Genomic DNA, 23,732 nt, shown 5'->3' with positions numbered 1-23,732 from the left:
TATTACCGTGGATAGCCTTGATTGATTTTCATTGATTCTTAAATGCGAGTATTACTATGCCAAAGCGATTTAGCCAGCTATTTGTTCAAACTATTATTTGTTTAACTAAAATGTTCCCGCTCTGGGCTATTTTATGTGCCGGCTTGGCTTATTTATCCCCAGGTGTTTTTACGCCGATAAAATCTTATACTCCCGAATTATTAATGTTTGTTATGTTTACGATGGGGGTAACATTAAGTATTGATGATTTTAAACGGGTAATTGTGAAGCCTAAAGCCGTTATTGTCTGTACTTTACTGCATTATATTGTGATGCCTCTTACCGCATTAATCTTAGCTAAACTATTTATGATGCGAGTTGAACTTTTGGTTGGAATGGTATTAGTTGGTAGCGTGGCAAGTGGCACGGCGTCAAATGTTATGATCTATTTAGCCAAAGGTGATGTGGCGTTATCCATTACCATCTCTTCTATATCAACATTAGTTGGTATTATTGTAACGCCACTACTGACGTTAATGTTACTCGGTGCTAATGTTGAAGTTCCATTTATGGGAATGTTTCTTTCAATAATCAAAATCGTTTTCATTCCGATTGTTGCTGGGTTAATCGTTCATCACTTATTTATTAAAATAGTTAAAAAATGTGAGTGGTTTTTCCCTATTTTATCGATGCTGTGTATTCTTGCGATATTAAGTATTGTGGTCGCTGAAAGTCGCGATCAGATTTCGCAAGTTGGGCTGACTGTTATTTGTGCGGTGATCCTTCATAACGGTATCGGTTTACTTGGTGGGTATTGGGGCGGTCGATTACTTGGTTTTGATGAAGCAACATGCCGCACCATGTCGCTTGAGGTTGGTATGCAAAATTCAGCGTTAGCAGCGACCCTTGGCACAACTTATTTCACCGCATTAACTGCATTACCAGCTGCTGTATTTTCAGTATGGCATAATATTTCAGGGTCATTATTGGCTGGATATTGGCAAGGAAAACCAATTAAGAATAAAAAAATAGTAAAAAATTAGCACCAAATTTAAATCTTAAGTTTAATAGTCGTATTTGTTACGACTATTAAATTTGCATATTGATAAAAAGTAAATTTGTCGTATATCAAGATCATTCCTTTAATTTAACATAAATTGATAATTATATTTTGCTCAAAGCAAAATATAATAACAGCAATATATTATTTTATAGAATCACAATTATGACTGATAATATTTCTATTTCGCCTTTAATGTATAAAATGATGCCGTGGATAGCGGCAGTTGCCTTTTTTATGCAAACGCTTGATACTTCGATTCTAAATACGGCGCTTCCTTCCATTGCAAAAGATCTTAATGAATCACCATTAAATATGCAATCTGCGGTAATTAGCTATGCATTAGCTGTTGCATTATTTATTCCAGTGAGCGGCTTTTTTTCAGATCGCTTTGGTACGCGTAATGTGTTTGTCATGGCGGTATTTTTATTTTCCTCAGGCTCATTATTATGTGCATTATCATCATCTTTAATTATGTTAGATATCTCTCGAGTAATTCAAGGTGTGGGCGGCGCGATGATGGTTCCGGTATCGAGGCTGGCGCTAATTAAATCATTTAAACGTAGTGACTTTTTAGCGGCACTAAATGCCTCAACCATTCCAGGTTTAATTGGCCCTGTCATTGGGCCCGTTTTAGGTGGCTATCTGGTTGAATATTCAAGTTGGCATTGGATTTTTCTTATTAATATTCCAATTGGTATTATTGGCATGATCAGTGGCTGGAAATTTATGCCAAATATTAAAGGCGGTTTATCTCGTTTTGATCTTTCTGGGGTATTCTTTATTGCTATTGCAGTTATCAGTGCAACATTAGGGCTTGAGTTTATAAATGAAGGGCTCAATATCTATTTTTCCTTAAGTTTAATTTTGTTGTGCTTTATGTTGTTAAGTCTGTATGTTCTTCATGCTAAAAAATCATCATCGCCAATTTTTCCTTTAAGCTTATTTAATATCCACACCTTTCGAATCGGAATTATCGGCAATCTAATTAGCCGTTTAGGAATATCTGCCACACCATTTTTGATCCCACTATTATTGCAAGTGGCTTTTGGCTATTCGGCTATCTATGCTGGCTGTATGTTAATCCCTATGGCGATAGCATCATTAACTATGAAAACATTTGTTCCGCCTATTTTACGACGCTTTGGTTACCGGCGGGTTTTGATGACTAACACGATAATTGTTGGCTTAATCATTATGGCAATGTCTTTACTTAATAAAGATTCATCAATGATACTATTTGGCGTATTATTGTTTTGTTTAGGTGCGACCAATTCGCTACAATTCACATCAATGAATAGTATTACATTGGCTGATTTACCCAATGAATTAACCAGTAGTGGTAATAGTCTAATGGCGGTTAATCAGCAGCTTGCTATTAGTTTTGGGATCGCATGTGGGGCAGTTTTAGTACGCATTTTTAGTTATCAAGCAGAAATGGTAACTCAAGACATTACTCATGCATTTAAAATGAGCTTTATTATATTAGGTACATTCACGTGCTTTTCAAGTCTCATTTTTAGGTGCCTTTATCCGCAAGATGGTCAAAATTTGACGGTTAAAAATAAATCCAATTAAAGGAAGATAATAATGCAATATCAAATTATTCCTGTTACTGAATTTCAAGAAAATTGCTCTATTATATGGTGCGAATCCACCAATGAGGCAGCAATTGTCGATCCTGGCGGAGAGGCTGAATTATTAAAAAAAGCGGTTGAAAAATTAGCCCTTAAGGTGACGAAAATCCTTTTAACACATGGTCACCTTGACCATGTTGGTGCAGCTAAGGAATTAGCTGATTTTTATCAAGTTAACATTTATGGTCCACAGCAAGAAGATAAATTTTTATTAGATATCTTACCTCAGCAATGTGTTCAGTTTGGATTTCCATTTACTGCGGCATTTGAACCTGATACTTGGTTAAAAGATGAAGAAATTGTAAAAGTAGGTGATATCGTTTTTGATGTTATTCATTGTCCAGGTCATACACCTGGGCATGTAGTATTTATCAATAAAGCCGATAAAATAGCCTTTGTTGGTGATGTACTATTTAATAATAGTATTGGCCGAACTGATTTTCCACGAGGTAACCACCTTGATTTAATTACGTCAATTAAGAACAAATTATTTCCTTTAGGTGATGATATTCGGTTTGTTCCTGGGCATGGGCCCATGTCAACTTTTGGCTATGAACGAATGAATAATCCATATTTAGTTTAATTTAGCTATTGACATTAGCGCAATAAATTTATATTATGCGCGCTACTTCTGTTCCTCCATAGTTCAGTCGGTAGAACGGCGGACTGTTAATCCGTATGTCACAGGTTCAAGTCCTGTTGGGGGAGCCACTTATTTTAAGAGCCTGCTTTTTAGCAGGCTTTTTTTATGGACAATGCTAAGCGATTAATCCTCCTATTTGATATTTATGAATTTATTCATCACGCTAACTAGCTGAATATTCGATTAAAACTATACTCTCGCAATACCGACCATTTTTTACAATAAAATAGATGGTTACAACAATATTTTAACGAATGTTTCATTAAGTCGTTCTATTATTGCGATATCGCGCTCAATATGCTAAAAATTGATGATATTGTAATTATTTTAAGAGCATTATATAAAAATAACTTGATACTGTATAATAATACAGTATAATTATTACTATTATTTATGATTAATAAATTATTAGGATCCGATTATATGAATGAGAATAAACAACGCGCATTGACAGCAGCTTTAAGTCAGATCGAAAAACAATTTGGTAAAGGTTCTATCATGCGTTTGGGCGATACCCAAACCTTAGATGTTGATGCGATTTCTACTGGTTCATTAGGACTTGATATCGCACTTGGTATTGGTGGTTTACCAATGGGCCGTATTGTTGAAATATTTGGGCCTGAATCATCGGGTAAAACAACATTAACACTATCGGTTATTGCTCAAGCACAAAAAGAAGGTAAAACCTGTGCATTTATTGATGCAGAGCACGCATTAGATCCAATTTATGCGGCTAAATTAGGTGTCCAAGTTGATGATTTATTAGTATCACAGCCAGACACGGGTGAACAAGCACTTGAAATTTGTGATGCTTTAGTCCGCTCAGGCGCGGTTGACGTCGTTATTGTTGACTCGGTTGCTGCATTAACACCAAGAGCAGAAATCGAAGGTGAAATGGGTGATTCTCATATGGGATTACAAGCCCGTCTGATGTCTCAAGCATTACGTAAATTGACCGCAAATATTAAAAATGCGAACTGTTTAGTGGTGTTTATTAACCAAATTCGTATGAAAATTGGTGTTATGTTTGGTAATCCTGAAACGACTACTGGTGGTAATGCGCTTAAATTTTACGCTTCCGTTCGCCTTGATATTCGCCGCATCGGCGCCGTAAAAGAAGGCGAAGATGTGATCGGTAGTGATACGCGCGTTAAAGTAGTGAAAAATAAAGTCGCAGCACCATTTAGGCAAGCTGAATTCCAAATTTTATATGGTTGTGGGATTTCTAAAGAAGGTGAACTTATTGATCTAGGCGTCAAACATAAGTTAGTCGATAAAGCTGGTGCTTGGTATAGTTATAATGGTGATAAAATTGGCCAAGGTAAAGCGAATTCTATCAAGTATTTACAAGAGCATACCGAAATTTCTAAAGAGCTAGAAGCTAAATTGAGAGAGCTGTTACTGAGTAATCCGGCTGTTTTTAATGCTGATGAAGCTGCTTCTGCTGCTGATGATGGACTCTAATTCCCTCCACAAAAATCTATTGAATAAAGCTGTGCAACTACTTGCACAGCGCAATCATTCTTCGGTTGAGTTAAAACAAAAATTATCACTTTTTTATGTTAAAAAATATGCTGATGATTTAACTATTGATAATAATGCCCTGAGTAGCTTAATTGATACAATTATTCAATACTGCATTTCGCAAAGCTGGATTGATGATATCCATTATATTGGGCAATATATTGATATGCGCTCACGTAAAGGATATGGTCCAAATCGAGTGATTGGAGAATTAAAACAGCGAGGACTCGATTCAACCTTAATTAAAGAGGTATTTAGTCATAAAAATATAAATTGGTGTGAGATTGGCTTAATACAAGCACAAAAAAAATTTCAACAATTTGATAAAAAAAATTTTCAACAAAAAGCAAAATTATTTCAATTTCTTGCTTATCGTGGTTTCCAACAAGATGAAATTAATCAGATTTATTCCCTATTATAGTCATTATTTTCTAATTAACATTTAATAAAGTATTTTAAACAGGTATACTAAGTTATTAGTATATTATTAGATATCAAGTGTCCTTCTTAGAAATGTGATCGTTTGTGATCTCATTTTTTTGTTTGAATAATGATTAATTTTATCCGTCTAAACAATAACAAATCGATAGCGATAAAATTTATAAAATGATTTCAATTTGGATACTTGAATACTCGTGATGTCATAAACTATATTAACTAAATTATGGATAATAATCGGAAGTATATATGAAAAGTACCGCAGAAATTCGCCAAATGTTTCTCGATTTTTTTCATGGCAAAGGTCATGAAGTCGTCGAAAGTAGTTCACTTGTTCCGCATAATGACCCGACATTACTCTTTACTAATGCTGGAATGAATCAATTTAAAGATGTTTTTCTTGGTATGGATAAAAGACCATATTCAAGAGCAACAACTTCACAGCGCTGCGTTCGAGCCGGTGGTAAGCATAATGACCTTGATAATGTCGGTTATACTGCGCGTCACCATACTTTTTTCGAAATGTTGGGTAACTTTAGTTTTGGTGACTATTTTAAACGTGATGCGATTCATTTTGCGTGGGAATTATTAACCGGTGAAGGTTGGTTTAATCTACCGAAAGAAAAATTACTTGTTACAGTTTATGCAACTGATGATGAAGCTTTTAATATCTGGGCTGACGAGATAGGAATTCCTAAAGATCGTATAATTCGTATTGGTGACAATAAAGGTGCACCTTATGCATCAGACAACTTCTGGCAAATGGGCGATACAGGGCCTTGTGGTCCGTGTAGTGAAATTTTCTATGATCATGGCGATCATATTTGGGGTGGCCCTCCAGGAAGCGCACAAGAAGATGGTGATCGATTTATTGAAATCTGGAATATTGTCTTTATGCAGTTTAACCGCTTGTCAGATGGGACAATGGAAGCATTACCAAAGCCGTCAGTAGATACTGGGATGGGGTTAGAGCGAATTTCAGCGGTGCTTCAGCATGTTAATTCAAACTATGATATCGATCTATTTAAAAAATTAATTAAAGATACCGCACAAATTATTGGCGCTAACGATCTTGAAAATAAATCATTGCGAGTCATTGCCGATCATATTCGTTCATGTGCATTTTTAATTGCTGATGGCGTTATGCCATCAAATGAAGGTCGAGGTTATGTTTTAAGACGTATTATTCGTCGGGCGGTAAGGCATGGTAATATGCTTGGCGCAAAAGAGATATTTTTCTATAAGTTAGTTTCATCATTAATCGAGGTTATGGGTGATGCGGCAAATCATTTAGCAAAGACACAAAAACTTGTTGAAGATACCTTAAAGGCGGAAGAAGAACAATTCTTAAAAACCTTAGAAAGAGGTTTGTTGCTCCTTGATCAAGAATTAGCAAAAGTAACAAATCATCAATTATCTGGTGAGGTTGCCTTTAAACTTTATGATACTTTCGGTTTTCCATTAGATTTAACGGCTGATGTTTGCCGAGAAAGAGATATTACTATTGATGAAGCGGGTTTTAATCGATGTATGGATGCTCAGCGCCAACGTTCGCGTGAATCAGATAGTTTTACTGTCGACTATAGCAGCGCCATTAAGCTTGATGGTAAAACAGAGTTTTTAGGCTATGAGATGAGTGAATCCGTTGCAACTGTCATTGCTATTTTCCAGCATGGTAAAAAAGTTGATGCCATTAAGCAAGGCGAAGATGCTGTCGTTATTTTAGATAAAACCCCTTTTTATGGTGAATCGGGCGGACAGATAGGTGATAAAGGGCGATTAACTTCACCAGCAAGTATTTTTGATGTCAAAGATAGTCAAAAATATGGTCAGAGTATTGGTCATGTTGGCTCTTTATCTAAAGGCCAATTGAGTGTTGGTGATAAAATTACAGCGGCAATCGATACCGAATTACGTGAACGTATTCGTCGTAACCATTCAGCAACGCATTTATTACAAGCTGCGCTGCAACGAGTATTAGGTGAACATGTTGCTCAAAAAGGCTCACTTGTTAATGATGGTTATTTACGTTTTGACTTTTCTCATATGCAGGCAATTAGTTCAGCACAAATTCAAGAAATCGAAAATGTGGTAAATCAACAAATTCGTCGTAATCTCGATGTTTCAATTGAGCTAATGCCAATAGAGCAAGCTAAAAATAACGGCGCAATGGCCCTTTTTGGTGAAAAGTACGATGATATCGTACGCGTTTTAACGATGGGTGATTTTTCAATAGAATTATGTGGTGGTACTCACGTTGAAAGAACCGGCGATATTGGCTTATTTAAGATTATTTCAGAGTCAAGTATCGCATCTGGTGTAAGACGAATTGAGGCGACAACCGGTCAAATGGCAATTGATTTAGTTCATAGTGATGATAATAGTCTTAACGAGATTATGTCGTTATTGAAAGTGGATAAGATGAATATTGTATCGCGCTTATCAGTGCTAGTTGAACAGACAAAACAATTAGAGAAAGCGATAGAGCAATTAAAATCAAGCCAAGCGGCTCAAGAAAGTGCCCAGTTAGTTAATCAAGTTGAAATTGTTAATAACAGAAAATTACTGATTGCAAAAATTGATAATACGGAAGCGAAAGTTTTACGTGAAATGATTGATGATTTAAAGAATCAGTTAAAATCAGCTGTTATTGTTTTAGCATCAGTTAATGGGGATAAAATTAGCTTAGCTGTTGGCGTAACCAAGGATTTGACAGAACAGGTTAAAGCTGGCATTTTAGTGGCTAAGTTAGCTGATAAAGTAGGTGGAAAAGGCGGTGGACGCCCCGATTTTGCACAAGCAGGTGGTACGGATATTACGGCATTGCCTGGTGCATTATTGTATATCAAGGACGAGCTAGTCGACGAATTGAAAGCAATATAAGCTGAATCATAGAAGAATAGGAGGTCTAATGTTAATTTTAACCAGGAGAGTAGGTGAAACCCTTATTATAGGCGATGATGTTGTCATTACCGTATTAGGTGTTAAAGGAAATCAAGTCAGGATCGGAATTAACGCACCTAAAGATGTTTCTATTCATCGTGAGGAAATTTATAATCGGATCCATCAAAATCAAGATGATCAGCTTGATGATTTAGAGAAAGAAAAATAGACAATTGAGTAGGAAATACACAACTAAACGGCTTAAATGCAAAAACTGATTGACATATTTTCTGTAAAACGTAATATGTGCGCCACACATTGTGTATTTATACTTGTGTTTTATAAAACGGTGAGATGGCCGAGCGGCTGAAGGCGCTCCCCTGCTAAGGGAGTATAGGGTCAAAAGCTCTATCGAGGGTTCGAATCCCTCTCTCACCGCCATTTTATATATTGTGCATCCGTAGCTCAGCTGGATAGAGTACCCGGCTACGAACCGGGCGGTCAGGGGTTCGAATCCCTTCGGATGCACCACTTTTTTATCGTTTTATGTGCATCCGTAGCTCAGCTGGATAGAGTACCCGGCTACGAACCGGGCGGTCAGGGGTTCGAATCCCTTCGGGTGCACCATTTTCATATTTAAACCTGCATCCGTAGCTCAGCTGGATAGAGCACTCGGCTTCGAACCGAGCGGTCAGGGGTTCGAATCCCTTCGGGTGCACCAAGTTTAATATTGCTATTTAAGTCATTAGTCTCTTCTTCTATTTTATTCTTATCTATCCATATACCTTCTATCATAATCATTAACTCCCTTATGTAGTTGTTACCTTCTTGCTGTAAACTTTAATATATCATCAATCCTGCGTCTAACACTAAAGTTGACTTTTCAGTTAATTAAAGTTAACATTATATAACTTTACTAATAAAAATAAATTAAGTTATCACACTTTTCGAAATGGCTATTTTATAAAGTGTAAAAAATATCATAATACAATAAGGGCTAGTTAATGATCGCGGAAGAATTATATCAAGAAGTATTTGAAGACGATAATCAAATCGAATTAACTCAAGTAGAGATAAACGCATTCGTTGCAAATCGTGATATTACCTATATTCTAAATTTATGGGGGGCTTATAATCGTTCAGAGCTTGAACATTTAGGTTTTTCAGGGACATCAGCTGGATTTCGTCATTTATTAGTTGCAAGAAAACAATCTGCAAAGTGTAGTGAAGATGATGCAATTATCATTGATTCAATTGTATCGCGATTACAAAACAGCCAAGATAATGAGAAGAAAATAATGGCAACAATCATTAAATATTTTTATGTTGGCGTAACAACGAAAGAAATGGCAAATCCAATACCATTGCGAAATATTAAGATGATCGGTGAGCTCGTTGGCTATGGTGAAACTAAAGTGAAAAAATTAAAAGAATCGGCAGAAAACTATATTTGTGGTGGTTTAGATTCTTTAGATAAGGTTTTAGATTGTGAGCTTTATAGAGTGAATTACCATTTTTAATAAAATATAAATTAGTTGTTGACTTGGCGCCGAAAAAAGAGTAATATAAATCCAGAGTCAATAATTGAACAAAAAAGCCCCAGATAAATCTGGGGCTTTTTTGTTTCTGCATTATACTAACCATATTGTTAAGGCTCAGTTGCTATATCTCAAATACCCAAGCCATTGATAATTTTATTTTTTATCGTCACGGCATTTCAATGCTATTTACATCTGCATCAGTTATCTGCTGATCGCTATAGCCAAAATATATTAATAAATAAAACAACTAAGCATAAAGCCATTTATTTAATTATAAATTGGCGCTTCTTATCTATCTAAAAATCACTAAAGGAAATAACAATGGATGATGTTATCACAATAGGGCGATTATTATGAAAATAACGACGGTCAGTCAATTTGATATCAATAAAATCAGGCAATTAATTGCTGATATTTTATCTCTTCCTAATTACCAAGTTATTGATATTAGTCAGCCTCATGATCTAACCACTTATTCACAATTTATCACCGTGTTAGTTAAATCTCAATATGAGATTGGTTGTGAAGTTGATTATGACCCCAGTAAAGAAATAGAAACTATTAGCAGCTTAAATGAATTGACGTTATCGGTTAATGCTTATGGCTCTAATGGTTATGATGAAATTAATAGATTAGTTTCATCCATGAATTTAACGTCAGTTTGGGAGCGCCTAAAAACGATGAAGGTCGGTTATTTGCGATCATCCCAAATTCAAACTCTGTCGACTGATACATCTGACGTTAAAGAGCCTTGTGCTCAAGTCGACTTAATCTTTTCCATCAACAACGTGACTCAAGCTGACGTCAAACGTGGCGAAAGCGTTCAAATTATTACAGAGGTAAATTAATGAGTTTATCAATTAATCAAGTCGTTAATGTGTCGGTCGAACAATCATCTAGTGGAGCAAGCAAACGTGATATGAGCGTTATTGCTATCTTTACCGATGAAATGTGTGATGACTTTTACGATATGAATTCTCGCTATGTTATTGTTTCAAGTGCTGATGATGTAGCAAATTTATTTGGTACAAAATCAAGAGCATATAAAGCCGCTCAAGGACTATTTTCTGCTAGACCAAAATTAAAATCGGCTTTAATTGCTAAATATGTCAAAGCAGATCTAGAGGTTACAGCGACACCTTATAAAGTAGCGGGATCAGCTGTTTCAACTAGTTATGTGAGTTATAAGCAAATTACCGATGGCTATTTTAGCTTTATGTTAGGTGAGCAGATGGTAACTATCGATAAGTTATCATTTAAAACGGTATCATCACTTAATGATGTAAAAACAATTATTAATGCAGCATTGAAAACAAAAACCAATGACAAAATCACTGTTGCATTTGATGAAATTGGCAACCGTTTTATTCTACAAGCAATTGCCCTTGGAAGTGATAGCAGTGTAAAACTCGGTTATGTTAATGACCAATCATTAGACGGTACTTATATCGGTCAATTATTAAATTTGACTGATGGCAAAGCGACCATTTATAACGGTACAGATGCTACAACGTATAAAGCTGAAAGTGTTGCTGATGCAATGACCGCACTTGAAAACCAATATCAAAACTGGTACGGCGCATACTTTGCAAGTGTTATCACCGACAGTGAGCTATTAGAAGCTCATGATTGGGTGGTTAGTGCTGATTTAAAAGTTCTTGGTTATACGGAAACACGCAGCGCCAATATTGAATACCTTGATGCAAATATCCTCAAAAAACTGGCGAAAAAAAATAGCGGTCGCTTGATGGTGCAATATAACAATACGGGTGATGAATTTGCTGGAATTGAGATGATGGCAATCGCATTATCAACAGTTTGGGCTGGTAATAACACAGCAAAAACCGTTAAATTTAAGCAACAAGCGAGTGTGACAAGTGATGATAAAATCACCCTAAATGAAGCGACTAAATGTAAACGTTTAGGTATTAATTATTACACCGACTATTCTGGTGTCAATATGCTTGCTGAAGGCACAATGGTTGGCGGTACTTTTATTGATGTAACAACTGGCCTTGATGCATTTACTAATGCGCTACAAGTTCAATTGTTCAACAAATTACAAGGTGCATCATCTAAAATTCCACAAACCGATCGTGGTCAAGAAATCTTAATTGCTTCTGCCAAAGTGATTGGTGAGCAATTTAGAAATAACGGCTTTATTGCAAGTGGTAAATGGACTGGAGATGACCTTGGTAATCTTACCTATGGTGATACATTAGAGTCTGGATACTATTTTTATTCAGACAGCTTTGATACGCAAGATAGTGCTGATCGAAACTCACGCAAAATGATGCCAATAATGACTGCATTGAAACTCGCTGGTGCAGGCCATAGTGTTGACGTTGTTGTTAAATATAATATTTAGGAGAACATATGAGTAATGCTTTCGCTTTAAGAGATGCCGTACTAACGATTAACGGTATTGAAATTACAGGTTTTGAAAATGCACAAGATGCGATCTCTATCGCGCCAATTGGCGATGATGGCGATATTACTTACGGTATCGATGGCAATGGTGTATTTGTTCACTCTTGTAACCAAGGCGCTACTGTATCAATTAAAATTTTACAACATGCGCAGGCCAATAAAATGTTTATGGATCTACGCAATTATCAGGTGAAAAATTCTTTAAGAGCGGTAAGTAATACGATTGCATTTAAAGATTTACGTAATGGCGATGAGTTTTTACTAACTGACTGCTGGTTTACAACACCACCAACTCATGCTCGTGGAACGAGTCATAATGGTTATACATGGACGTTAAAAGCTGTGCTATCTAACTTTAACTTAACAGAGGGCAAATAATGCAACCAGAAGATAAAATTATCGGTGAATGTACTTATCATTTACGCAAAGCAAATTTTATCGAAGCGAAAGCTGAAGCCTTCAAATTAACAACCCTTTTAAAGGGTTGTTTTACTAATGATGGTAAAGCAGGCTTTGATATTGGCCAATTTTTAGCAAATTTAAATTCGCAAGAAATGGAAGGCGTTGAGCGATTTATTTGTAAATATGCAACAGTCACTAATGAAGATGGTACGAAAGTCCTTTTACAAAATCCTAAAGAAGCTAATGATTTTTTCAATGAGCACCGTGAACAATACTTTGAATTTATTTTTGAGGGGGTAAAATTCCATTTTTTGGGTTTTTTACCAAATGGGATCGCATCCAAAGTAAATACGCTGGGCTTGGAGACGCTGTCGGATTTAGTGACGTAGATTGGTTCACCTGGACGCCTATTGTTAGGCGTTTTGCTTCACTCCATGAATTAAGGACAGTTTATTCGCTTGATGATGTACTTGATATGCATGAAGTGATTGCTGAACAACTATTGGCCGAAAAGCAAAAGGAATAACAATGTATATAGATAAACTTTTAATTTCAATTGATATTGACACTACACAAGTTGAAAAATTAACTCAGATAGTTGAAAAGTTAAATAAGAGCATTGAAAATTTAGGTAAAGCTGTAAAAAATATAAATACTCATTTAAGCACCATAATTGAGAAAGGAAAAGAATCAACCGATAGTATTAGTAAAAATGCTTTATCAATAGAAGAAAGAATAAATAACTTAAAAAAAACTTTCCTTTCGTTAAATTCAGTTGCCGCAAAAATTGAGAGCTTTTTTGATAGGGCATTTAGGAAAGAAGAGAAAACTTCTTCTAAATCTAATAGCGGGAGTAGTAAAACTTCTTCTAAATCCCATAGGAAAAAAACGGAATCTTCAAAACCATTAGCAAAAGATCTAGATAAAATACAAATTAATGATAAAACACTTACTAATTCAAAAACTAACATTGAAAAGACAATAACTCAAGTTAATAATTTAAAAAAAGCTTTTCTTTCTTTAAGTTCTGTCTCGAAAGTTGTTGGTGATATTTTTTCCAAAATTTTTAATGATGCACTGGAAACTGTAACAAAGTTTTATAAGAAGAAAGATGCATTATTACAGATCTCAGATAAAGAGTTCCAACAAACTCAGCGATATGATAAAGCCATGAAAAAAGCTGGTGAAGCCATTGAAAATATAAGAGCTAAAATTATAGCAGGTCTGGCTCCAGCTATAACTAAAGTAATAAATTTTTTTCTCGATTGGCTTAATACAAATAAGGAACTTGTTACTAACGGCTTAGATAAAACAGTACGAGTGATAAGCAAGATTATTCAAGCGTTTAGCAACACAATACAATTTTTTGATAAAATTATTTCATCAACGATCGGTTGGAAGAACGCATTATTAATATTAGGTTCCATTTGGCTTGCTTTTAATGCTAAGTTCGCAATTAGTCCTATAGGCGCAATGATTGTGGCTATAACTACACTAATGTTTGTAATTGATGATTTTATGGATTCTTTAAGTGGTGGTGATAGTTTATTTGATGGTATGCTTGGCAAATTGCTCAGTATCGGCTTAGCTTTATTATCTTTGATTCAAATATTTAACGCCATCAAAACACAATTATTATTATTTAATGATGTTTTAAAACTGACAAGTACTATTATTACATCTGTTAAGGGGCCAATTTTTGAATTAGCTCAAACATTTTCGTCTGCACTTTTGTCAATGGGAAAGGCTTTAGTTAGATTTTCAATATTAATGATAACTACTCCTGTGGGTCAATTTTTGCTTGCAATAACTGCGATAGCAGCGATCGCTTATCTAATTTATGATAATTGGGATTGGCTTAAAGAGCAGTTTATTGGTATTTGGGATTCAATTACATCAGCTTGTAATGATGCTTGGGACTCCATTGCATCATATTGTAGTAATGCGTGGGATAATATTGTTAATGTCTGTAAATCTGCTGGTAAAACATTATATGATTATATCATTAAACCATTCAAAGATGGTATAGCATGGATTAATACTAAAATTACAGAGTCAATTGGGTGGTTGGGCAAGAAAGCTAAAGGTTTTTTATCTTTTTTTGGTATTGGTAAGGATAATGATGAAAAGGATAAAGGTTTTGATGATAAATTTAATCCAGAGAGTATTAATAATGCCACTAAAACTGGTGCTAACATAAATCAAAATAAAACTATAAATCTAGGGGATACGGTTAATAATATCTCTATTAATTCCTCAGATACTGCTTTATCAGCTAAACAAGTGGGTGATACTTATCATAATCAACTGATCAATGCTCGTAATAATGCGACTTCGGCGATGGGGGCTTAATCATGGAACTAACAAGTCTTTTAAGTTTGCAACAAAATAATTCAGTTAGTCTTATTTCCAATTCTTTTGGTTCCTTTTACTTTGATGCGGTAACTAGCGAGCAACATTCATCGAAGTTAAAGATAGTTGAAAATCCGATCGAAAGTGGCGCTAATGTCGCCGACCATTCACTTTTAGAACCTAAAGAGATTAGTCTTAGTGGTTTAATGGTGGGGTATACACCTGCTTATAATCCATTATCTCGTCAGTTACAAAATTGCCCTATAGTTGATTATGTGCTGCCATTTGAGGTGAAAACGATGACAGCTCAAACGGAGCAATTAGCGAATAGAATTATGTCGGGTTATGAAGCAACGCGTAGTCAGGCGAGTAGTATTATCGCCGATTTTTTACCTGATTATTCTGATGTTCTGTTTGATAATACCTCGGTAGATCGCATTGCTAATGCATATGAACAGTTACTCGCGCTACAAAAAAGTGGTGAGGTGTTAACCGTGCAAACGAGCGCAAAGCAATATAGTAATATGCTACTGGTTTCAGTGCAGATGAGCCAAAAAACGAAAATGACTGGTGAGTTTTCATTAGCATTTAGGGAGGTTTTTATTGTTTATACTCAAGTTGCTGAGTCGGGAAGTAAAGCTAATTTGGGTAAGACACAACCAGAAGAAAAAAAAACTAATCAGATACCAATAGAGGCTGAGGCTAAAATAAATAAATTCTTGGGTTTTTAACCGATTATATAATATTTTTAAAAAAGGTAATTTATGTACAAGATACAAACCACATCAAATGATATCCAAGAACAATCATTTACCTTATACGGGATAAATTTAAAGCTTACGCTATATTATAATAAAGTGTTAAAAGGCTATCAATTTGATTTGTTTAATCTTGATACCAATCGTTATATCACCAAAATGAAAGGGCTATCAGTAAATAGCCCATCATTAATTGAGTTTAATTTACCTTTTGTATTTGTCCTTTATGATAAATCAGCATTAGGTATTGGTTCGATTAGTAAAATAGATTTTGCAAGTCGGTTTGAACTTTTAATTATGACTAAGGATGAATATCGTGAGGCAATTTGGCAGGGTTATACAGCTTAATATTGGTAATGCACAACAGAGCTTAGTATATAATAACTTAAAAATTACATTCGATGTGACTAAAACGATTTCATCAGAGCCTAATGACGCGAATATTACCATTTATAATCTAAATCAAAATAGCCGCAATCTGATCACCAGCAAAGTTTATGATCTTGTGGAGTTGTTTGTTAGTTACCGTGATGATGATCTAAGAATGATTTTTAAAGGCGAAATTAAAACGGTTGAAAATGAGTACTCTGGTTTAGATATCATTACAAAACTAAAATGCTCAGATGGCGGCCAAGCCTATACCGAAAAAGTCTTAATTAAGACTGTCGCTGCTGGGCAAAAAGATTCTGATGCGTTAAATGATTCGGCTAAAAGCTTTGGTATTTTAAAAAGCGATGTTGATTTACCCAATGATAAAGTGCTTCCACGGGGTCGTGTATTTTTTAGCGATGTTCGTGATGTGATGGATAAGATTGGCCTTAACAATGATGCTGATTGGTCAATTCAAGATAATCAATTAGTCGTTGTGCCCAAAAATAAGGCGATTCGCAATGATGAAGGCTATGTTATCTCGAGTAATACCGGCATGATTGGTAGCCCACAAAAAACTGATCAGGGATTAGAAGTCATCACATTATGTAATCCTCGCTTTAAAATCGGTTCACTCATTCGAGTTGAATCAAAATTTAACGAATATAATGGTGATTATAAAATCCAGTCGATCAATCATAGTGGTGATTTAACCGGTAATGATTGGAAAAGCAAACTTGTTTGTACTGGTGGTGCATATGAAGTGATAGGTGAAAAATAATCGCTTAAATCGCCAAATAAATGTCAAATTAAAGCTCCTAAATGGGAGCTTTTTTATTGCCTAAAATTAGGAGTTTAAATGAATGAATCATTAACAACGGTAATCAAAAAAAGCATAAAACAAGATCGCTCAAATGTTTATACCGCATTACCAGCTCGAGTGATTAATTTCAACGGCCATACCGTTACGTGTGAAATCATGATCACCCGAATTATGACAAATGGACAAGAGATTGAAATTCCGCCTTTAGTAGATGTGCCTGCACAATTTCCTCATGCTGGTGGTTTTTGCTTTACCGTTCCAATTAAAAAGGGCGATGAAGGGCTGGTTATCTTTTCAAGTCGTTGTATTGATGGTTGGTATATCAGTGGCGATAAGTCAAAGCCGCTTGATAATCGTATGCATGATTTAAGCGATGGCATTTTTATTGTTGGCGTAAATAGCGTTCCGAAAAAAATCACAGATTTTTATCATGATGGTGCCTCAATGCAAACGGATAATGGGTCAACGTATATTCGGCTTACAGATGGCAAGATATTGATCAAAGGTGATATCGAGCATACTGGTAATAGTAAGCAAACAGGTAATTTAGCGTTAATGGGCAATTACCAACAAGTTGGCTCATGGGCGCAGCAAGGTGGAGACGCCGCATCAAAAGGGACATTATCAGCAAGTAAAATTGTTGGTGGTGGTATTGATTTAGAAAATCATGTCCATGTTGAGACCGGCTCAATAACAAGGAAACCAAGTTAATGATTGTTCGAGAATTAGATAAAAATCATGATTGGACATTTGGACGAGGTAAGGCCAATTATTTAAGCCAATCAGATGCCATTAAACAATGTATTAAAACCAAACTTTTAGCCCTAAAAGGTAACTGGATATTAAATGCTGATGAGGGTATTGCGTGGTTTGATTATTTAACTAAAAACCCTAATGTGGCTCAATTAGAACGTGATGTTAAAAATGCGATCGCCAGTATTGATGGTGTAACAGAAATCATCAGTTTTGATATTGGGCTTGATAGCGTGACACGAGTTTTTTTAATTCAAATAACCTATTCCGATAATTACAACAATACAAACGAGGTAGAGTTTAATGTTACAAGTAACAGATAAAGGGATAACAGTTGATAGCTTTAATACGATTTATGCTCGTTTAGTTGATAAGTTTAAGCTGATATACGGCAATGATGTCAATCTTGATAGTGATACGCCAGATGGCCAATTATTGGCACTATTTTCACAAGAAATAGAGACAATACATCAAAACGTGGCTTTTATTGTACAAATGCTTGATCCATATCAGGCAACCGGGCAATGGTTAGATCAAAGAGCATTGTATGCGGGGATTATTCGAAATATGGCATCTTATTCATATATTGATGAGGCGATTATTACCGGAATTCCTAAAACAAATATCCCAATAAACTCGGTCATTATTGATTCAAATAAAAATAAATGGATTATTACTGAACAAGCTGTATTAAACGATCTTGGGAGTGCTCGAGTTAAATTACGTTCTGATGAACTTGGTGATTTTACGGTAAATTCTGGCGAAGCGTTTTCACTGGCAACAATTATTATTGGTGTTGAAAAAGTGATTGCTAATAGTGATAGCTACGGCGGGGCGGATGAAGAATCGGATGCAAGGCTACTTAGGCGATTTATGTTATCACATTCGATTAATAACTATGATGATAAATCAGGTATTAAGGCTGCACTATATAATATAACTGGCGTTACAAAATGCGAAGTATATGAAAATTACACGGGTGATATTGATGAGAAAGGTGTCCCTGCTCATACTCTTAATGCCGTTATACTCGGTGGTGATGATAGCGCTATTGCTGATGTGATTGGTAAGAAAAAAATCGGCGGGTGTGGATTATTTGGTAATATTAAAACCAGTACTAATTTAAGAGGCGCAGATCGAATTATCTATTTTGATCGCCCAGCTAAAATTGAAGTTGCTGTCTCCATGGTGCTTGGGCGTTATAAATCATTTGAAGATATTGATACTAAGGCGATTAAAGATAATTTAATGTCGCTTGGATTTGAAATCGGTGAAAATATTTATGCAACTAGGCTTATCTCAAGTATTAATCTAACTAATGGTTTTTATATTAAATCATTAACTGTCAACAAATCAAATATTGCTGAGATTGGCTATCGAGAGTATGGAGATATAACCTCGGTTGAGGTGCTTATTGATGAGTAGAAATTATTTAATCTGGCAATATCATGATAAGCCTAAAGCACTTTCAACTATCAAAGCGATTTATGCTATAACCGATGACTCATTTAAAACAGTATTAAATATTGCCGATATTTTAGATATTGACACTGCGAGCGGTTATGCACTCGATTTAGTTGGTCGTCATGTCGGAATAAAGCGGGTTTTAAGTCAAGCTATTGCCAAAGAGTTCTTTGGTTTTTTAGAGAGCGATTCTTCACTAGCCTTCGATGTCGGGGAATTTTATCAGTATGGTGATTCGTTAAATGCAACGGTAAGACTTAACGATGATGATTATCGTTTTTTTATTAAAGCGAAAATCTTAAAAAATTACCAAAATGGTACAAGCGAATTTATTGTTGATTCGATTCGATATTTGTTAGGTGGCACAGGTAATGCTATTGATAATTTAGATATGACCATGCACGTTATCGTTAATCGAGAACAATTAAATTCAATCAAACTTTATGCCATCAAAAATCTCGATATTTTAGCCCGCCCAGTTGGCGTTTTATATCGATTTTTAGTGATCACCAACAACACACCCTTTGGCTTTTATCGAGCTAACCGTTCTTATGGTTTTGGTATAGGCAAATTTGTTAGATTACAAGAAATAGGAAAATTTAATGAAAGTACAAAATAAACCTGATTATTTAATTTTTGCCAGTGACGCAAAAACTGGCGAGCTTCAAGCTTTCCCTAATATTTCTCGAGGTTGGGGATTAACCACTGATCAAACACAATCAAAGCCGCCGCTTAGTTGGATGAATGGTGCATTTAATCGTATCGATGAAAATATGTTGTATTTATTACAACAAGGCGTGCCACAGTGGGATAGCGCTGTTTTATATCCTATTGATGCAATAATTAAATATCAAAGCCAGTTATATGTTGCCATTACCGAGAATGATAATGTTATTCCATCAAGTAATACCGAAAAATGGCAAAAATTAATTAAAGATGCAAGTATTGAACAAAAGGGCATTGTACAGTTAAGTTCTGCAATTGATAGTGATTGTGAAATAACAGCTGCAACCTCTAAAGCAGTTAAGAATGTTATTGATGATTTGAAAAATAATATTAAGTGGTATTCAAAAGCAATTGGTGAGCTTTGTATGTTTAATAATATTGATAATCCGCCAACTAATTTATCTGATTGCAGGTATGTCCGTTTAACAGCTAATGATAATTATAATGATGGTATCTTAATAAATCAAAGTGTCAGCGGTATTGAGCCTTTAATTAATGCAACAGCTATGATCAACTTACCTAATAGCCCGTTGCATGGTAAGACAATTAATCTTCTTAATACTGAAGGTCGAGCAATTGTTGCTGGTACAACTAATGGCATACTGCGAGATGATGCAATACAGAATATACACGGATATATCGATGGTGTTTTTAACTTTGCAGACGCGGGTGGTGCATTTCAAGTCGGTAATTATTGTCCAACTGCTCATGCAGAAGTTTTTAAAAATGGTAATCATGGAATTGATTTTAATATATCAAGAGTTGCGCGGACAGATACCTCTACGCATCCTCGTGATATTTCAAAAATATTTTATATGAGAATTTTATAATCTGCAGTATCGATTACAACAGAAGTCTATTAGGTCTAGCATTATTATATGTAGTCTTAAAAATTAATTAAACCATAAATCATAAACAGTAAATAAATTGAATAGATTTTTAAGTAATAAAAAATAATATCAAGTTTAATCTAAATTATTTAATACATTTTAGTATTTAGTATTGTGCTAATTATCGTTCTGATTGAATTGGATATATTGTTATAGAAAATAAGGATCACTTATAATGAAAGTACAAGATAAACCCGATTATTTAATTTTTGCCAGTGATGCTCAAACTGGTGAGTTAGAGCCTTTTCCAAATATTGCAAGGGGTTGGGGCATTACAATTGAGCAAACAGAATCCAAGCCACCAATGGAGTGGATGAACGATGCCTTTAACCGCGTGGATAAAAATACGCTATATTTATTACAACAAGGTGTACCTGAGTGGGATAGTGCTGTTGTCTATCCAGTTGATGCCATAATTAAATATCAAAGTGTGTTATATATTGCCCTTACTGAAAATGATAACTCGACACCGTCAACAAGTACCACAAAATGGAAAAAAGTTGTTACTGATGTTCAAGACGGAACTATAGCTCAAAAAGGTGTCGTTCAGCTGGATTCTTCTGTCTCAAGCAATTCAGAAACGACAGCAGCAACATCTAAAGCTGTTAAGACTGCTTATGATTTAGCAGTGTTGGCAAAAGGAAATGCTAACGATGCATTACTTAAAACCGGCGGCACTGTAACTGGAGATACGAATTTTACTAAAAAGCTACAGCAGGCTGGTAGTGATGTTTTAACTATAGATGATTTAAACAATGTAGCAATAAAATACATTTATCCAAATGGTTCGGCATCATCACCAGCCCAGCTATCAAACAATAGTAGAGTAGTTGCTGTGAATACTACAGGGTCTAAAAATATTGAGCCATATATTGAGTTAAAAATCAATAATATCTGGTGCAAAGCGCCTGAGTTTGCATTTTATGCTACCACTGATTCAGCTTTGTTTGGTTTCGGGGCGTCTGTTGCGTTAAATAGTAATAATGAGATTGTAATTATTACTGGAAAATTGGGCATAGTGCCAGCCACATCGTCATGTCCGAACTTTTGGAACACAACAACAGTAGTGGCTAAGGCACCATACCGGATTGCTTATAAATAGCGAGGGATAAACATGAAAATCTTTGCAAAGATTAATGATGATTTTTACGAGGTTAACTACAATAATGATGCAGTACTTCCTGCTGGGTTTGTCGAAATGAAGGAAGAGAGACCAGATATAAAATATATTGCTAGTGAAAAAGGAGAGTGGATAAAACAACCAGATAACAACGAAAGCTTTAACATGGTTTAATTACTATTAATTATAACTCTGTTTTTCTTCTCAGTATAAATGTTGCAATTGTCTGGTATATCTTTATTGACAAAAGACATTGCACTAATTATTACATTATTTCCAATACTAATTTCACCACCAATTATTGTAGATCCAGCCCCAATTTTGGTGGTAAAGATAACTTGATTATCACAATAGCTAAGCAATTTGACTTATCAAGCGATGATATTGATAATTTATTTATCGAGGCAATAAAGTTATAATGGTCAGTAAGATCCCCTGTTAGCAGGGGATTTATTTTATAAAACTATCGCATTGTCACAAATTCTTCAGCGGCAGTTGGGTGAATGGCCATGGTGTTATCAAAGTCTTTTTTGGTTGCGCCCATTTTTAATGCAACGGCAAAGCCTTGTAGAATTTCATCCATACCAAAACCGATGCCGTGTATACCAACAATCTTTTCATCTTTACCGGCGCAGACTAACTTCATTTTACAAGGCTGCCTATGCTGAGTAACAGCAGTATACATCGCGGTAAATGATGATTGATAAACTTTGATATTATCTTTACCATAGCTTTCAATCGCTTCAGGCTCAGTTAAACCAACCGTGCCAATTGGTGGATGGGTAAAAATAACCGTTGGTACATTACTGTAATCTAAATGTTCATCAGGCTTATTATTAAATAACCGCTCAGATAGGCGACGACCGGCCGCAACAGCAACAGGCGTTAAGGCTATCGCACCAGTATCATCACCAACAGAATAAATACCTGCAATATTGCTATTTTGGTATTTATCAACTTCAATAAAGCCTGCATTATTTAGTTTTAACCCAGTTACTTCAATATTCATTTTTTCAGTAGCGGGTTTGCGTCCAACTGCCCAAATAAGGCAATCAACTTCATATTTTTCGCCATTTTCAAGTTGTAAACAGAGCGAACCATCACTATTTTTTTCAACTGATTTTGGGATAGCATTGGTATGAAGCTGCTGACCTTCTTCCTTAATAACGTCCATTAAGGTGTTAATAAGCATTGGATCAAAACTACGCAAAGGGGTATCTTTACGAATAAACTGGTGAACTTCGCTACCTAATGCATGAAGTACGCCTGCAATTTCACAGGCTACATAGCCAGCACCAACAATGGCAACACGCTTTGGTTGCTCGGTTAACGCAAAAAAGCCGTCAGAGTTAATGCCATACTCAGCGCCTGGAATATTGGGTATAGATGGTACGCCACCAACTGCGATTAAAATATGGTCGGCGGTATACTGTTCTCCATTAACTTCAATCGTTTTTTGGTCAACAAACTTAGCATACCCTTTAATAACATCAACGTTATTATTGGTTAGTACACGATCATAAGATTGGTGTATTCTCTCAATATAAGCGTTTCTACTTTCAATAAGCTTTTCCCAGCTAAATTGATTGATGGTTGTATCAAAACCGTAATCAGGACCGTAATTCTTAATTGCTTCTGCGATTTGTGCGCCATACCACATTATTTTTTTTGGTACACAGCCCACATTGACGCAGGTTCCACCAAGCTCTTTAGCTTCAATAATCGCGCATTTTTTACCATAAGATGCCGCTCGATTGGCCGAAGCGATCCCCCCACTTCCCCCACCAATTGCAATATAATCATAGTGTTTTGTTGTCATTTTGTTTATACCTTGAAATTAAGATCACATATTATTAGCTTGCCATAAAATAACAGATAAAAAAAGTCATATTAAAACAATTAAACAATAGGTTAAAACTATTGAAAATTAGTTGGATTTT

General features: G+C 35.4%; 24 protein-coding genes and 5 tRNA genes. 28 read left to right on the top strand and 1 reads right to left on the bottom strand.

The window, feature by feature from the left end; all coding sequences use genetic code 11:
- Positions 1 to 56: 56 nt before the first annotated feature.
- The 28 genes from RHO14_11710 to RHO14_11575 all read left to right on the top strand — a co-directional run bounded on the left by RHO14_11710 (position 57) and on the right by RHO14_11575 (position 21,966).
- Positions 57 to 1,022 carry a bile acid:sodium symporter family protein gene (locus RHO14_11710; GenBank protein ID WVD71000.1) on the top strand — a complete coding sequence of 322 codons (966 nt, stop codon included), beginning with the start codon at positions 57 to 59 and terminating at the stop codon, positions 1,020 to 1,022.
- A 182-nt stretch (positions 1,023 to 1,204) separates the two neighbouring features.
- Positions 1,205 to 2,617 carry a multidrug transporter subunit MdtD gene (mdtD, locus tag RHO14_11705; GenBank protein WVD70999.1) on the top strand — a complete coding sequence of 471 codons (1,413 nt, stop codon included), beginning with the start codon at positions 1,205 to 1,207 and terminating at the stop codon, positions 2,615 to 2,617.
- Positions 2,618 to 2,626: 9 nt separating this feature from the next.
- A complete protein-coding gene (locus RHO14_11700; protein ID WVD72510.1) occupies positions 2,627 to 3,259 on the top strand; it encodes an MBL fold metallo-hydrolase in 633 nt (210 codons plus the stop codon).
- 52 nt (positions 3,260 to 3,311) lie between these two features.
- Positions 3,312 to 3,387, top strand: a tRNA-Asn gene (locus RHO14_11695).
- Positions 3,388 to 3,742: 355 nt separating this feature from the next.
- Positions 3,743 to 4,783, top strand: coding sequence for a recombinase RecA (recA, locus tag RHO14_11690; GenBank protein ID WVD70998.1), 1,041 nt, complete (start codon positions 3,743 to 3,745; stop codon positions 4,781 to 4,783).
- A gap of 31 nt (positions 4,784 to 4,814) precedes the next feature.
- On the top strand, positions 4,815 to 5,264 hold the full coding sequence (locus RHO14_11685; GenBank protein ID WVD70997.1) for a regulatory protein RecX: 450 nt from the start codon (positions 4,815 to 4,817) through the stop codon (positions 5,262 to 5,264).
- A 266-nt stretch (positions 5,265 to 5,530) separates the two neighbouring features.
- Positions 5,531 to 8,164 carry an alanine--tRNA ligase gene (gene alaS, locus RHO14_11680; protein ID WVD70996.1) on the top strand — a complete coding sequence of 878 codons (2,634 nt, stop codon included), beginning with the start codon at positions 5,531 to 5,533 and terminating at the stop codon, positions 8,162 to 8,164.
- A gap of 28 nt (positions 8,165 to 8,192) precedes the next feature.
- On the top strand, positions 8,193 to 8,393 hold the full coding sequence (gene csrA, locus RHO14_11675; protein ID WVD70995.1) for a carbon storage regulator CsrA: 201 nt from the start codon (positions 8,193 to 8,195) through the stop codon (positions 8,391 to 8,393).
- Positions 8,394 to 8,512: 119 nt separating this feature from the next.
- A tRNA-Ser gene (locus tag RHO14_11670) sits at positions 8,513 to 8,605 on the top strand.
- Positions 8,606 to 8,618: 13 nt separating this feature from the next.
- Positions 8,619 to 8,695 (top strand) — tRNA-Arg (locus RHO14_11665).
- Positions 8,696 to 8,714: 19 nt separating this feature from the next.
- Positions 8,715 to 8,791 (top strand) — tRNA-Arg (locus RHO14_11660).
- A gap of 17 nt (positions 8,792 to 8,808) precedes the next feature.
- Positions 8,809 to 8,885, top strand: a tRNA-Arg gene (locus RHO14_11655).
- Positions 8,886 to 9,168: 283 nt separating this feature from the next.
- Positions 9,169 to 9,684: an antiterminator Q family protein gene (locus RHO14_11650; protein WVD70994.1), complete on the top strand. Its 516-nt coding sequence runs from the start codon at positions 9,169 to 9,171 to the stop codon at positions 9,682 to 9,684.
- Between the two features lie 374 nt (positions 9,685 to 10,058).
- On the top strand, positions 10,059 to 10,553 hold the full coding sequence (locus RHO14_11645) for a hypothetical protein (GenBank protein ID WVD70993.1): 495 nt from the start codon (positions 10,059 to 10,061) through the stop codon (positions 10,551 to 10,553).
- Positions 10,553 to 12,073 (top strand): DUF3383 family protein, encoded by a 1,521-nt coding sequence (locus RHO14_11640; protein WVD70992.1) that lies wholly within the window; start codon positions 10,553 to 10,555, stop codon positions 12,071 to 12,073. Before RHO14_11645 ends, RHO14_11640 begins: the two co-directional genes overlap by 1 nt.
- An 8-nt stretch (positions 12,074 to 12,081) precedes the next feature.
- Complete coding sequence (locus tag RHO14_11635; GenBank protein ID WVD70991.1) at positions 12,082 to 12,513, top strand: DUF3277 family protein; 432 nt, start codon at positions 12,082 to 12,084, stop codon at positions 12,511 to 12,513.
- A complete protein-coding gene (locus tag RHO14_11630) occupies positions 12,513 to 12,926 on the top strand; it encodes a putative phage tail assembly chaperone (protein WVD70990.1) in 414 nt (137 codons plus the stop codon). Before RHO14_11635 ends, RHO14_11630 begins: the two co-directional genes overlap by 1 nt.
- A gap of 139 nt (positions 12,927 to 13,065) precedes the next feature.
- Positions 13,066 to 14,889, top strand: a complete 1,824-nt coding sequence (locus tag RHO14_11625; protein WVD70989.1) for a hypothetical protein — start codon at positions 13,066 to 13,068, stop codon at positions 14,887 to 14,889.
- A 2-nt stretch (positions 14,890 to 14,891) separates the two neighbouring features.
- A complete protein-coding gene (locus RHO14_11620) occupies positions 14,892 to 15,620 on the top strand; it encodes a hypothetical protein (protein ID WVD70988.1) in 729 nt (242 codons plus the stop codon).
- 33 nt (positions 15,621 to 15,653) lie between these two features.
- Positions 15,654 to 15,995 carry a hypothetical protein gene (locus tag RHO14_11615; protein WVD70987.1) on the top strand — a complete coding sequence of 114 codons (342 nt, stop codon included), beginning with the start codon at positions 15,654 to 15,656 and terminating at the stop codon, positions 15,993 to 15,995.
- The gene (locus tag RHO14_11610) at positions 15,964 to 16,797 is read left to right on the top strand and encodes a hypothetical protein (protein ID WVD70986.1); all 834 of its coding nucleotides are present in this window, start codon (positions 15,964 to 15,966) and stop codon (positions 16,795 to 16,797) included. The genes RHO14_11615 and RHO14_11610 overlap by 32 nt, the downstream gene beginning before the upstream one ends.
- A gap of 78 nt (positions 16,798 to 16,875) precedes the next feature.
- Positions 16,876 to 17,550 carry a Gp138 family membrane-puncturing spike protein gene (locus RHO14_11605; GenBank protein WVD70985.1) on the top strand — a complete coding sequence of 225 codons (675 nt, stop codon included), beginning with the start codon at positions 16,876 to 16,878 and terminating at the stop codon, positions 17,548 to 17,550.
- Entirely contained in the window at positions 17,550 to 17,915 is a 366-nt protein-coding gene (locus RHO14_11600; GenBank protein WVD70984.1) for a hypothetical protein, read from the top strand. The genes RHO14_11605 and RHO14_11600 overlap by 1 nt, the downstream gene beginning before the upstream one ends.
- Entirely contained in the window at positions 17,896 to 19,017 is a 1,122-nt protein-coding gene (locus tag RHO14_11595; GenBank protein WVD70983.1) for a baseplate J/gp47 family protein, read from the top strand. The genes RHO14_11600 and RHO14_11595 overlap by 20 nt, the downstream gene beginning before the upstream one ends.
- A complete protein-coding gene (locus RHO14_11590; protein ID WVD70982.1) occupies positions 19,010 to 19,675 on the top strand; it encodes a DUF2612 domain-containing protein in 666 nt (221 codons plus the stop codon). Before RHO14_11595 ends, RHO14_11590 begins: the two co-directional genes overlap by 8 nt.
- On the top strand, positions 19,659 to 20,612 hold the full coding sequence (locus RHO14_11585; protein WVD70981.1) for a phage tail protein: 954 nt from the start codon (positions 19,659 to 19,661) through the stop codon (positions 20,610 to 20,612). Before RHO14_11590 ends, RHO14_11585 begins: the two co-directional genes overlap by 17 nt.
- A gap of 235 nt (positions 20,613 to 20,847) precedes the next feature.
- Positions 20,848 to 21,774, top strand: a complete 927-nt coding sequence (locus RHO14_11580) for a phage tail protein (GenBank protein WVD70980.1) — start codon at positions 20,848 to 20,850, stop codon at positions 21,772 to 21,774.
- 12 nt (positions 21,775 to 21,786) lie between these two features.
- Complete coding sequence (locus RHO14_11575) at positions 21,787 to 21,966, top strand: hypothetical protein (protein ID WVD70979.1); 180 nt, start codon at positions 21,787 to 21,789, stop codon at positions 21,964 to 21,966.
- A 289-nt stretch (positions 21,967 to 22,255) separates the two neighbouring features.
- Here RHO14_11575 and gorA read toward each other — a convergent pair whose 3' ends face one another.
- Positions 22,256 to 23,611 (bottom strand): glutathione-disulfide reductase, encoded by a 1,356-nt coding sequence (gene gorA, locus RHO14_11570; protein ID WVD70978.1) that lies wholly within the window; start codon positions 23,609 to 23,611, stop codon positions 22,256 to 22,258.
- Positions 23,612 to 23,732 lie beyond the last annotated feature (121 nt).

The sequence above is a fragment of the Orbaceae bacterium lpD04 genome (assembly GCA_036251935.1).
GTDB classification, from domain to species: domain Bacteria; phylum Pseudomonadota; class Gammaproteobacteria; order Enterobacterales; family Orbaceae; genus Orbus; species Orbus wheelerorum.
This window is presented reverse-complemented; position numbering and strand designations above follow the sequence as displayed.

Coding starts and splice junctions, on each gene's coding strand:
- RHO14_11710 (WVD71000.1), top strand. CDS start 57: ATGCCAAAGCGATTTAGCCAGCTATTTGTTCAAACTATTATTTGTTTA.
- mdtD (WVD70999.1), top strand. CDS start 1,205: ATGACTGATAATATTTCTATTTCGCCTTTAATGTATAAAATGATGCCG.
- recA (WVD70998.1), top strand. CDS start 3,743: ATGAATGAGAATAAACAACGCGCATTGACAGCAGCTTTAAGTCAGATC.
- alaS (WVD70996.1), top strand. CDS start 5,531: ATGAAAAGTACCGCAGAAATTCGCCAAATGTTTCTCGATTTTTTTCAT.
- csrA (WVD70995.1), top strand. CDS start 8,193: ATGTTAATTTTAACCAGGAGAGTAGGTGAAACCCTTATTATAGGCGAT.
- RHO14_11650 (WVD70994.1), top strand. CDS start 9,169: ATGATCGCGGAAGAATTATATCAAGAAGTATTTGAAGACGATAATCAA.
- RHO14_11645 (WVD70993.1), top strand. CDS start 10,059: ATGAAAATAACGACGGTCAGTCAATTTGATATCAATAAAATCAGGCAA.
- RHO14_11640 (WVD70992.1), top strand. CDS start 10,553: ATGAGTTTATCAATTAATCAAGTCGTTAATGTGTCGGTCGAACAATCA.
- RHO14_11635 (WVD70991.1), top strand. CDS start 12,082: ATGAGTAATGCTTTCGCTTTAAGAGATGCCGTACTAACGATTAACGGT.
- RHO14_11630 (WVD70990.1), top strand. CDS start 12,513: ATGCAACCAGAAGATAAAATTATCGGTGAATGTACTTATCATTTACGC.
- RHO14_11625 (WVD70989.1), top strand. CDS start 13,066: ATGTATATAGATAAACTTTTAATTTCAATTGATATTGACACTACACAA.
- RHO14_11620 (WVD70988.1), top strand. CDS start 14,892: ATGGAACTAACAAGTCTTTTAAGTTTGCAACAAAATAATTCAGTTAGT.
- RHO14_11615 (WVD70987.1), top strand. CDS start 15,654: ATGTACAAGATACAAACCACATCAAATGATATCCAAGAACAATCATTT.
- RHO14_11605 (WVD70985.1), top strand. CDS start 16,876: ATGAATGAATCATTAACAACGGTAATCAAAAAAAGCATAAAACAAGAT.
- RHO14_11600 (WVD70984.1), top strand. CDS start 17,550: ATGATTGTTCGAGAATTAGATAAAAATCATGATTGGACATTTGGACGA.
- RHO14_11595 (WVD70983.1), top strand. CDS start 17,896: ATGTTACAAGTAACAGATAAAGGGATAACAGTTGATAGCTTTAATACG.
- RHO14_11590 (WVD70982.1), top strand. CDS start 19,010: ATGAGTAGAAATTATTTAATCTGGCAATATCATGATAAGCCTAAAGCA.
- RHO14_11585 (WVD70981.1), top strand. CDS start 19,659: ATGAAAGTACAAAATAAACCTGATTATTTAATTTTTGCCAGTGACGCA.
- RHO14_11580 (WVD70980.1), top strand. CDS start 20,848: ATGAAAGTACAAGATAAACCCGATTATTTAATTTTTGCCAGTGATGCT.
- RHO14_11575 (WVD70979.1), top strand. CDS start 21,787: ATGAAAATCTTTGCAAAGATTAATGATGATTTTTACGAGGTTAACTAC.
- gorA (WVD70978.1), bottom strand. CDS start 23,611: ATGACAACAAAACACTATGATTATATTGCAATTGGTGGGGGAAGTGGG.